This window comes from Streptomyces sp. DH12 (assembly GCF_020873895.1).
Lineage (GTDB): Bacteria > Actinomycetota > Actinomycetes > Streptomycetales > Streptomycetaceae > Streptomyces.
On sequence record NZ_JAHWGT010000281.1, the window covers coordinates 1 to 719 of the forward strand.

Genomic DNA, 719 nt, shown 5'->3' on the forward strand with positions numbered 1-719 from the left:
ACTTCTGGTGGCGCCCCGACCCCGACCTGCCGTACGCCGCCGCCGTCGTCCTCGTCCTCGTGCTGACGGGCGCCACGGTCGGGTGGGGCATGTTCGTACGGTCCAAGCGGCAGCTCATGCTCAGCCTGCGGGACCGGGCCCGGCGCGCCGAGACGGAGGCGCGGCTGCGGGCCGAGCAGGCGCAGCGGCTCGCCCGCGAGGCCATCGCGCGGGAGATGCACGACGTGCTCGCGCACCGGCTGACGCTGCTCAGCGTGCACGCTGGCGCGCAGGAGGTCCGGCCCGACGCCCCGCGAGACGAGATCGCGCGGGCGGCTGGCGTGATCCGTGAGAGCGCCCACGTGGCGCACCAGGACCTACGGGAGATCATCGGGGTGCTACGGGCCGGCGACAGCGAGGACGCCGGCCGCCCGCAGCCCACCCTCGCGGCGCTCGACGCCCTCGTCGCCGAGTCCCTCCAGGTGGGCATGAAGGTCACCCTGGAGCAGCGGGTCACCGACGCCGGCTCCGTCCCCGCCTCCGTCGGCCGCACCGCCTACCGCATCGCCCAGGAGGGCCTGACCAACGCCGCGCGGCACGCCGAGGCGCGGCGGGTCGAGGTGACGCTGCGCGGCACCGACCCGGGTGTCGTGCTGGAGGTGGCGGACGACGGGCGCGGCATCGGGGCCGCGCGGGAGGGTGCGGGACTTCGCGGAATGCGTGAACGGGCGCTGCTCATC

At 75.9% G+C, this 719-nt stretch carries 1 protein-coding gene; it reads left to right on the forward strand.

Going from position 1 to position 719, the window contains the following annotated elements; all coding sequences use genetic code 11:
* Positions 1 to 719: sensor histidine kinase (locus LPA54_RS34045; protein ID WP_228984544.1), on the forward strand; the 719-nt coding region annotated here is incomplete at both ends.